The organism is Trichocoleus sp. DQ-U1 (assembly GCF_039961925.1).
Taxonomy (GTDB): domain Bacteria; phylum Cyanobacteriota; class Cyanobacteriia; order Cyanobacteriales; family FACHB-T130; genus FACHB-T130.
In genome coordinates this window covers 1-9963 of record NZ_JAMPKB010000126.1, presented here as the reverse complement: position 1 = coordinate 9963, position 9963 = coordinate 1, and the positions used below count along the sequence as shown (strand labels likewise).

Annotated in this window: 9 protein-coding genes; 4 read left to right on the top strand and 5 right to left on the bottom strand. The window is 50.4% G+C overall.

All coding sequences use genetic code 11. The annotated features are described in order from the left end of the window. Positions 1–275: 275 nt before the first annotated feature. Together NDI34_RS26635 and ftsH3 are read left to right on the top strand one after the other, a co-directional pair. Positions 276–1094 (top strand): aminotransferase class IV, encoded by an 819-nt coding sequence (locus tag NDI34_RS26635; protein WP_348234332.1) that lies wholly within the window; start codon positions 276–278, stop codon positions 1092–1094. Positions 1095–1428: 334 nt separating this feature from the next. After that, positions 1429–3267, top strand: a complete 1839-nt coding sequence (gene ftsH3, locus NDI34_RS26630; protein ID WP_190412024.1) for an ATP-dependent zinc metalloprotease FtsH3 — start codon at positions 1429–1431, stop codon at positions 3265–3267. Between the two features lie 118 nt (positions 3268–3385). Here ftsH3 and NDI34_RS26625 read toward each other — a convergent pair whose 3' ends face one another. After that, a complete protein-coding gene (locus NDI34_RS26625) occupies positions 3386–4159 on the bottom strand; it encodes a hypothetical protein (RefSeq protein WP_348234331.1) in 774 nt (257 codons plus the stop codon). Positions 4160–4461: 302 nt separating this feature from the next. On the opposite strand from NDI34_RS26625, the gene NDI34_RS26620 reads away from it, so the two are divergent. After that, positions 4462–5031 carry a DUF3611 family protein gene (locus NDI34_RS26620; RefSeq protein WP_190412026.1) on the top strand — a complete coding sequence of 190 codons (570 nt, stop codon included), beginning with the start codon at positions 4462–4464 and terminating at the stop codon, positions 5029–5031. A 76-nt stretch (positions 5032–5107) separates the two neighbouring features. Here the strand turns inward: NDI34_RS26620 and NDI34_RS26615 are convergent, their stop codons facing one another. Continuing rightward, entirely contained in the window at positions 5108–5695 is a 588-nt protein-coding gene (locus tag NDI34_RS26615) for a hypothetical protein (RefSeq protein WP_190528059.1), read from the bottom strand. Positions 5696–5846: 151 nt separating this feature from the next. Further along, the gene (locus NDI34_RS26610; protein ID WP_348234330.1) at positions 5847–6653 is read right to left on the bottom strand and encodes an ion transporter; all 807 of its coding nucleotides are present in this window, start codon (positions 6651–6653) and stop codon (positions 5847–5849) included. Positions 6654–6867: 214 nt separating this feature from the next. On the opposite strand from NDI34_RS26610, the gene NDI34_RS26605 reads away from it, so the two are divergent. Continuing rightward, positions 6868–8154: a DUF389 domain-containing protein gene (locus NDI34_RS26605; protein ID WP_190438860.1), complete on the top strand. Its 1287-nt coding sequence runs from the start codon at positions 6868–6870 to the stop codon at positions 8152–8154. Positions 8155–8198: 44 nt separating this feature from the next. Here the strand turns inward: NDI34_RS26605 and NDI34_RS26600 are convergent, their stop codons facing one another. Both NDI34_RS26600 and NDI34_RS26595 read right to left on the bottom strand, forming a co-directional pair. Further along, positions 8199–9530, bottom strand: a complete 1332-nt coding sequence (locus tag NDI34_RS26600; protein WP_348234329.1) for a DUF2254 domain-containing protein — start codon at positions 9528–9530, stop codon at positions 8199–8201. Between the two features lie 13 nt (positions 9531–9543). After that, positions 9544–9963: mechanosensitive ion channel family protein (locus NDI34_RS26595; protein ID WP_348234328.1), on the bottom strand; the 420-nt coding region annotated here is incomplete at its 5' end.

The following is a 9963-nucleotide window of genomic DNA, read 5'->3' as shown; positions in this document are numbered from 1 at the left end:
CATTTGACCATCAGCATTGCCAATTTAGATTGAGCGGAAAAAGCAAGCCAGGTTTAGCTTTGCCTCTTTAACGACACTAATCTGTCTCCACGTCAAATAAAAAGTCACTGTACAGCCTGTAAAAAGGGCGAAGAGAATTCGCATCTATACAGACTAAACCCGACCGAAGCGGGTTTCAAAAGTCTCGCGTTGCACGTACAAAAGGACGTTTGTGTAGCGTTTGTCGCCTTTCTGTAGTATTTTGAAGTATATTGTATTCACCCAAAGGTGATGAGATGTACTGGTATAACGGCAACCTGATTGAGTCGGGAACCCTGGAATTAGCGATTGACGATCCGGGGTTGCTTTATGGAGCGAAGGTGTTTACAACGCTGCGGGTTTACGAGCAGTCGTTGGAGAGTCCGCTGACTAACTGGAAGGGACATTGCGATCGCCTCTGTTGCAGCGTGCAAACGTTTGACTGGCAGCAGCCAGACTGGGAACAATTACGGCAACAAGCAGAAGCGTTAATCCCACACTTCCCCGTTCTCAGAATTACCCTATTTCCCGATGGGCGAGAGTGGATTAGCGGGCGGTTTTTTCCCGATGATTTGACAGAAAGACAAAAATATGGTGTTAAAAGTTGGCTAGCGGCAGAGCCGTTATTTTGCCGCTCAATTCCCGAACATAAAACGGGGAACTACCTGCCTGCTTGGCTGGCATTGGGAAAAGCTCAGCAGATGGGAGCGATAGAAGCAATTTTGGTCGATGATAGGGGAAATTGGTTAGAAACCAGTACGGGCAACCTTTGGGGATGGCGGGATGGTAAGTGGTGGACGCCGCCTCTAGATGCCGGAATTTTGCCGGGAATCGCGCGATCGCAACTGATCAACTGGCTGGCAAGTCAGAATCTAACCCCTGGGCAAGTACCTTGGGATGCTGACTTTGTGAAAGGATTGTCAGTTCTTGCTTATAGTAATTGCGTGGTGCAAGTCGTTCCGATCCATACCGTTCTTTGCCAAGAAGGTACTTTGACTTTTGACCCGTTACACAGCAGCCTAGAGCAATTGCAGAGCTTATTTCAGCGCTACCAAACCCATCAAGCTTCCCCCTGAGCGTAAAAAGCTCGACGACTGAAGTCGCGACTCCACAAACGAACCCTGTCTTTACAGGCTAGGAGACAAAGCCTGCGTAGGCAGGCTTTGTCTGTGTAGTCCCACCCTTCTAGGGTGGGGGACTATGTTGTGTAGCCCCATTTCTAGGGTGTGGGAGTAGATTGTTCCGGCTAGGATGGTTGTTTTTGTGGCGACGGTTACGATGAAGATAGATGACGTTGTTGAAGGTTTCTATGAACCAACCGTGTCAAGGAATTCTGAGACGGGTTAACATAAGTTAATACAAATAAAAATTCAAAGCGTCCCCATATCCTAGAGCTTAGGAGGAAACTCGGTGAACAAACGGTGGAGAAATGCAGGGCTGTATGCGCTGCTAGCAATAGTTGTAATCGCCTTAGGAACAGCATTTTTAGACAAACAACCCCAAAGTCGGGAAACCTGGAAATACAGCAAGCTGATTCAGGAAGTTCAAGACGGTCGGATTGAAAGAGTTGGTCTTAGTGCCGACCGCACTAAGGCGCTTGTTACAGCACAAGACGGCAGCAAGATCGTCGTTAACCTGCCTAATGACCCAGACCTGATTAGCATTCTGTCCACCAAGGGTGTAGACATTTCAGTTTTGCCCCAGAGCGATGACAGCTTCTGGTTCCGCGCCTTGAGCAGTCTCTTCTTCCCCGTTCTGCTTCTGGTTGGATTATTCTTCTTGCTACGACGCGCTCAGAGTGGCCCAGGCTCTCAAGCGATGAACTTTGGCAAATCCAAAGCTAGAGTCCAAATGGAGCCACAAACCCAAGTAACTTTTGGGGATGTCGCTGGCATTGACCAAGCCAAGCTAGAGCTGAATGAAGTCGTTGACTTCCTCAAGAACGCCGACCGCTTCACCGCCATTGGAGCAAAAATTCCCAAAGGCGTGCTGCTAGTTGGACCTCCGGGAACGGGTAAAACGCTGCTCGCTCGTGCAGTTGCTGGGGAAGCAGGCGTGCCTTTCTTCTCTATCTCTGGTTCTGAGTTTGTAGAAATGTTCGTCGGTGTCGGTGCATCTCGCGTGCGCGACCTATTTGAACAAGCCAAGGCAAATGCTCCCTGTATCGTATTTATCGATGAAATTGATGCCGTGGGGCGTCAGCGGGGTGCAGGTTTAGGCGGCGGTAACGATGAGCGGGAGCAAACCCTCAATCAACTGCTGACCGAGATGGACGGTTTCGAGGGCAACACGGGGATTATTATCATCGCCGCTACGAACCGCCCAGACGTACTCGATGCCGCACTGCTACGTCCGGGTCGCTTTGACCGTCAGGTGGTCGTGGATCGTCCCGATTATGCCGGTCGCTTGGAGATTCTCAACGTTCACGCCCGTGGCAAAACGCTGGCGAAGGATGTGGATCTGGAGAAGATCGCTCGTCGTACTCCTGGTTTCACGGGTGCTGACCTCTCCAACTTGCTGAACGAAGCAGCGATTCTGGCGGCTCGTCGCAACCTGACTGAAATCTCGATGGATGAAATCAATGATGCCATCGACCGGGTGCTAGCTGGCCCAGAGAAGAAAGACCGGGTGATGAGTGAGAAGCGCAAAACTTTGGTGGCTTATCACGAAGCGGGTCACGCTCTCGTCGGTGCGTTGATGCCAGATTATGACCCGGTGCAAAAGATCAGCATCATCCCTCGCGGTCGTGCGGGTGGTTTGACTTGGTTTACACCGAGTGAAGACCGGATGGATTCTGGTTTGTACAGCCGCTCTTATCTGCAAAATCAGATGGCAGTCGCCTTGGGCGGTCGGCTTGCTGAAGAAATCATCTTCGGTGAAGAAGAAGTGACAACGGGTGCCTCGAATGACTTGCAGCAGGTGGCTCGTGTGGCGCGTCAAATGGTGATGCGGTTTGGCATGAGCGATCGCTTGGGACAAGTTGCTTTAGGTCGTCAGCAAGGAAATATGTTCTTGGGACGCGACATTGCCGCCGAGCGGGATTTCTCGGAAGCAACTGCGGCGACGATTGATGATGAAGTCCACAATTTGGTGGATCAAGCTTACCATCGTGCCAAAGCAGTGTTGGTGAATAACCGCCACATCCTGGATCAATTGGCTCAAATGCTCATTGAAAAGGAAACGGTAGACGCTGAGGAACTGCAAGAGGTTCTGGCGAATAACGATGTGAAGATGGCAGCGATCGCATAATTCGCTAATTGCTCATTGAGCGTCAAAAAATTGGGGCAGTTCTAGGATATTTTCTAGAACAGCCCCGATTTTTTTGTTTGCAAAGACGCTTTGGTTGCAAACAAAGATCGGCACCGCTTCACAGTTCCAGCAGCAGCGCGGCATAGATACCTGCACCCAGAGCGAAAGCCCAAAAGCGGCTATCGCGATCTTCCGGGAGTTCTTCCTTCAGCACGTTCAGGACGACTCCTCCGGCGAGGAAGGCAAACAAGACTGCGATCGCTGCCTCGTGAATTTCGGTTCCGCTCCCAATGACCCATCCCACGATAATCGCTGCCGCCAGTATCCAGCGCCCCTTCTTGTGATAGGCATCCTTATGGTGTTCGCGCAAGCCGTTGTCGTTGACCACGAAATGCAAAGCCATTGCGAAGAAAAACAGAAAAAGACTTTTAAGACCCGGTTCCTCTGGGTGGAACAACAGGTAGCCGATCAAAGCATTGTAAACGGCGAATGAAGCGATGTGCGGCCAGAAGACCCCAGCTTCTGTAACATCTCCATTTCCCGCCTTTTGGTTGCGCTGGCGCGACAGTGTAGCAGCTCGCTCCAGTCCATAAAACACGCTGACGCCTATGAGTGCCACCAGGTAAACGTGGTGTTCCAGAAAGGCAAACCCCCCGTCCAACGTCTCCTTAACCGTCTCCTGTGCTTGACTCAGTTCCGGGAGGATATGGACGAAAATGTAGGCGACAGATACGCCACTCCCGATAGAAAGCCAGATACTGCGAGGGGTGGCATCCAGAAAGCGCAGCTTACCGGAGTAGAGATGCACCAGAGCCAACGTGACTGCAAGGATTGCAGACAGCAAGCGTACATCAGGATTGAATACCGAAGACTCTGCAACTGCCAACAGCATCTTAGTTGAGAAGAGGGAATATTTTTTAGAATGAATATCTTGACTAAAAAGACACGCCACTCGTCAATAGCGGCTCTGAAATCAGTGCCCTTGCTCTTTAGCTTGATAGGATTTGGGCACTAAGGCGTCCTCCCCTTAGCCGATTTTTCTGATTCTTCAAGTTTTAAACAGGTTGATTGACTGATAAATTTTCATCTTTAGGCAAGGTATCGGTTCTCTCTCTAGGTGGGCGTATAACCAGAGCCAGTAGAGGTAGTGTTCTGGTGTGGGGTATCAGCTCCTTTTTGCAACATGAGACAGATATGCAAACTCACTCAGACACCCACTCACCTTCCCCAACTAAACAAAAAATCTCCAATATTTTTCGTCTGGTAGGCTGGATTGCCTTCTGGGTCGAATTAGGATTGGCAGTTGCTTCTGGCATCGCTTTATTATTTGCTATCTCTGGTCGTAACTTTGCCAATGAAGCAAATCCTGCCCTAGGAGTCGGTATATTTTGGGCAATTTGTGGACTTTTCGCACTGTTATTCGGTGTCTTTTTAGCTTTCCGCTACACTCGCATCGCTAAAGGTTTAGCAAATCCTAATTCGGCTGTGCATCCCTCCAAAGCCGATACCGTTCAAGTCCTGCGACTAGCTTTAATTACAGGTTTGGTGGGGATTTTGTTATGTCTGTTGGGTGGTGGAGCGAGTATGGGAGTGTTACTAGCAAAATCTGTATCCCAACCTCCAGGTGTGGCAATCACCGACCCCTACAAAATCATTCGGGCGCTTGATGTTTTTGTGGTATTAGCGAATTTTAATGGGATTGCCGGTCACTTTGTAAATGTTGTCACTGCTCTAGGGCTGCTCAAGTGGGTGCATAATCAGTAAGAATTTCCCCCACCTCTGGGTCTTTGGTTTATTGCTGATGACTAATGACTCATGGCTTACAACTCATTAAAAATTTTTAACGGCGGCGCTTTGGCGATACTGATTGATCTTCGACAGTTGATTTTGGATGGACTCGCTCTTGTAGCGCCCACACGCTTACCAGTGCTGCCGTTAAAGCTCCAATGGTGTCCATAATCAGATCCACGATGGTGTCATCCAGGTCATTGATCACTTGCACCACCCATTCAAATATCTCCCAAAGAGCGCCGATGGCGATTCCGAAGCTAGAGATCGTTAAGATATACAGCAGTCGGTGGTAGCGGAACGGAGTCAGCATTGACTCATACACGAGAAAACTCAGCGCCAGGGTTATGGAAAAGGTTGTAAAGGCATGAGCAATTTCATCGTAGGGTCCCGGTGGGTAAAATAAACCCCAAACCCAGCCACCCGCATTGATCAAGGCTGCGATAACAAACAGAAAATCAAACAACGTTGGCAGTTGATTTTCGAGGGTCACAAACAGAAACGAAGCAGCCAGGAAGCAGGCGAGTGTAAATGAACCCACCCAGTTCCGGTGATACAATTCAACGGCGATCGCGATCGCGAGTAAAAACTGTCCAACCCAAGCGGCGATTCTATACCCTCGCCAATTGCTACTCAGCATTGCTTTTTCCTCATAAATGGGTCATGGGTAAAGAGAGTTTGCAGTATTGAGTTTTGAGTTAGAAGAAAGTTTTTTAATTCAAGACTTAAAACTTTTTCCCAATTAGTCATTACTAACAAACTATAAACGAAGCAATTAATTCAATTTGATATCATGCTTCTGGTTTCTGACGGGAAAGCGCCTGAATCTCAGCCCGCAATGCAACGATTTCTTCATGCAACGCGGCGATAGATTTAGCACCTGCTACTTCTGCTTGTTCGTCTTCCGCATCGCGTCCGACAAAGAAGGTGGCGAGGGTTGCCGTTACATAGCCAAACACTGCAAAAGCATACAACGATAGGATCAAGCAGAGTACCCGACCTTCTGGAGTCTGAGGCCAGTATTCCGATCCCATCGTTGTCATAATCATTGCTGTCCACCACAGTGCAGCACCGTAGTCATTCAGTCCGCGCCCATCAGGGGTATTGCTTTCAAAAGCATACATCCCTGCGGCTCCCACCAGCGTCACCACCAGCGTCAGCGCGATGATGTAGCCAAAACCACGACGACTCATGCTGGCTCGGAGCGATCGCATCCCCCGATTTAGAGAACTGATGACACGTACCAGTCGCAGTCCCCGGCTGGCTCTCAGTAAGCGAAACACGCGGGTAATTCGGAAGACGCGCAACGCTGGCAACAGCAAGGAGAGGGCTGTAAGCCAGTTTTGCTTGAGATAGATAAATTTGTAAGGAGCCAGAACCAATCGTAAGGCGAAGTCTAGGATAAAAACGATCCAGATGACGTTGCTGATGATTTCCAGCAGGGGATTTAAGCCCCAAATTAGTTCGACGACCAATAATGCCAGCCACCCGAAGCCGAGCAATAGCATCGGTGTTTCTAGCCAGTCTTCCAACTGTTGCAGAAACTCACCTTGTTCTTTTTTGAGTTCCCGTTTTTCAGATGGACTCAGATTGCTCATAAGATTTTTAATGACTCCTACAGCAGTTTTGAAAGCGCTTGCCGTAAAGCTGAGCCAAGGGTACAGCGGTCAGACTGTGGGCAAATATCCAGGTGCATAGAAAACCCCAGCAGAGATTAGTAGAAAAGTAGTGAAATATTCCTCTAGCTAGAGAGCGAACTTCCATACTGTGCGAGATGGTACAAGGGACGCAGACTTAATATAGCCAGCCGCAATGCGCCAACTACTTGTACAGGTTCCCCGTGGGTATGGGAAAACAGTTCTGGATATCGCCCAAACTTGTGACGGAGCGAATCTTTCCCTGTTTGAAGCGACTGGAGCTGATGAATCGTTAGACGTGGTAATCGTCCACGTGCCGAATGGAAAGGTTGAGGAACTCCTCGAACAGTTGCAATCGGTGCCAAAATTGAACGTCACGCTGCTTCCGCGTGGAGTCATCGCCTTGCAGCCACCGCCTTTTAAAGCAGCGCAGCAGGTAACAGATGTGCAGGCACGCAGTCCCATCGAAATTTTCCTCTCAGGGCTGCAAAGCGTTGGCTCGTGGAAAGGGTTTCTGGGATATGCCGCGGCGGCGGGTGTGGTGGTCTGGATCGGCTTGTTCACCAATACTAGCTATCTTCTCGTCGCTGCCATGCTGATTGCACCGTTTGCAGGGCCAGCGATGAATACAGCGATCGCTACGGCACGCGGCGATGGAGAACTTCTCGGACGGAGCCTTTTACGATACTTTTCAGCCCTGGCGGTAACAATCCTAGTCACTGGGGCACTCACCTTGATTCTGCGACAGGAAGTGGTGACATCCTCCATGAACACAACCAGTACGGTTTCGGCAGTAGCCGTGCTGCTGCCACTGGTCGCAGGTGCGGCAGGCGCTCTGAATCTTGTCCAATCGGAAAGAAGTAGCCTCGTCTCTGGGGCGGCGGTCGGAATGCTGGTTGCGGCTTCGCTGGCACCGCCTGCCGGAATGGTGGGGATGGCAAGCGCAATGGGTCGCTGGGATATGGCAGTAAACGGCGTCTTTGTGCTGTTGCTGCAACTGGTTGGGATTAATCTCTCCGCCTCCCTGATGTTCCGCGCCTATGGTCTATCTGCTCAAGGTGCCCGCTATAACCGTGGCAAGCGCTGGATATTTCCATCTGCTTTTACAGCGACTGCTGTAGCGCTCTTGGGCTTGCTGACTTGGCAGTTTTCCAGCTCCCCGGAACTTCAGCGCAGCAGCCGCGAACAGCGTGCCGTTGCCCAAATCCAGAAGGTGGTGAATGATAGCGGTTTGGCGAAACTGGTGGAAGCCAATGTTCGGTTCACCTCCTCGAATATCAAAGGTCAGAACACGTTGTTGGGTACGGTTTATGTTCAGCGTCAGGCGGGTGTTACTGAGTCTTCCGAAGAGATTCGCTCTCGCATGACGCAGACGATTCAAAGGCAATTACTTGACAAAGGGTTTAACGTTACCCCTTTAATTGATGTCAGCGTTCTGGAAGCGCCGCAATCGGAAAGTTAAGTTATTTTCAAGCTAAATTTCAAGCTAAATATGAGCAGCGTCATTTAAAACTCCTTTAGCGCTTTCACCGCTGCCAAATATCGCTCCTCAATATCCTTTCGGTCTAATTCCTCCGATACTTCCTCACAGCTACTGCGCTCGATCATTTGGGCATGACGTAGCAGCGCCGCCCGGTCTTTCTGGTTGCGGGTGTGGGTGGCGATGAGAGCGATCGCTTCCAGCAATCGAATTCTCACTGCTATATCCGGTTTGCTGTACTGTCGAATCTGGTTAAAGGCAGCGTCAACTAATTCTGCAAACGTCACCGGATTAGCGATCGCTCGCAGGTTGTTGTCGTTGTCGTAGCGGTAGGGCGAGGGAAAATCTCTCTCCGCCAGACGGCAAAGTGCAGCGGTCATCTGGTTAATACACTGGATCGCCGTGAACGGATCGTTGATGCCAGGAGAAATAGCACGAGCGGCAATTTCAACTAACTGATTAATGGGGAATTCTATATCCTGTTGTTCGGTGCGTTGCTCGCCAAAAATAAATGCTTGGTTCAGGTGGTGGATGAGTTTTTTATTCACCCGTTCTCCAGGCCAAATCATCACCAGTTCGCTTCCTTCCACAATAAACTTGCCAGGACGATATTTCAGGCGCAGGAGGAGGTCTTTTGAGGTGGCGATCTTCATTAACAGCTCGTCATCAATTGCTTGAAGATAACCGCTTTCTTTCGCCAACATAGGAGCAGCTTCCTTCTCAAACCCGGCGGGGATTTCCGCCACCGACCGTTGCTTTGGTACTGATTTACCCTGCCCGATCTTCTGTGGAAACAAGCGATCGATGGCATTGTCCAACTCCCTGCCAACGTCTCTGATGATATGGGATGCCTGCATCGAGGTTGAGACATGATGGATAAAGTAGATCAGGACGCCAATACTGGCGAGCGCTAGCACCATGCCGATCGTGACGGAGATTTGCGGCACAAATACGTTGTAGTCATCTCCCCGCACGGTTCGCAGTACCAGCAAGCAGTAGATGAACGTACCGATAAACGTGCCCAGGACGACTTGATTGCCCGTATCCTGCATGAAGTTCCGCATCAGTCGCGGCCCGAATTGTGAGGAAGCGAGAGTGAGGGCAACAATTGTAATCGAGAAGGCAGTACCCGCAACGGTAATCATCGAACTAGCAACGGCTGAAAGCAGCGTTCTCACCCCATCTGGCCCGCCGGTGTAGATCCAGCCCAACGACTCTATCGGGCCAGATTTGGCTGCTCGATCAAGGCTTAACATTCCGAATGCCAAGGCGATCGCGCTGAGCGCCATCAGGGTTGGCACGAACCAGTAGCTGGAGTGGAGCGAGTCCCAAAGTTTGCCCAGCTTGATGTTTTTCATCAGTTATTTTTCATTAATTATCGTCGGCAGTGTGAGGGCGATCTGGGTTCTCGTTTCTATGGCTACCATTCCCGTCTCTTTGGGCACGCATTTCAGCCAGCTTCCTGAGCGAACCGCCGATGCTGCGAGGTTTTGGCACTTCTTGTTTCCCAGCGGGCCATCCTTCACGCTGACGAGCGCGATCTCCATCTGTCTCTTCGGTTTGGTCGTGGAACAGGATTTGCTGAGTCGGGAAGGGCATATCAATGCCGTTAGCCGTGAGCTTATTCTTAATGGCAGCGAGAACTTGATCCTGCTTATCGAGAATATCTGCACGTCGCGGCGGCTGTACCCACCAACGGGCGCGGATATTCACCGTACTGTCAGCTAGATCCACTACAAGGGCGTCGGGAGCTGGATCTTCCAAAACACCATCGACGCTAGCGATCGCTTC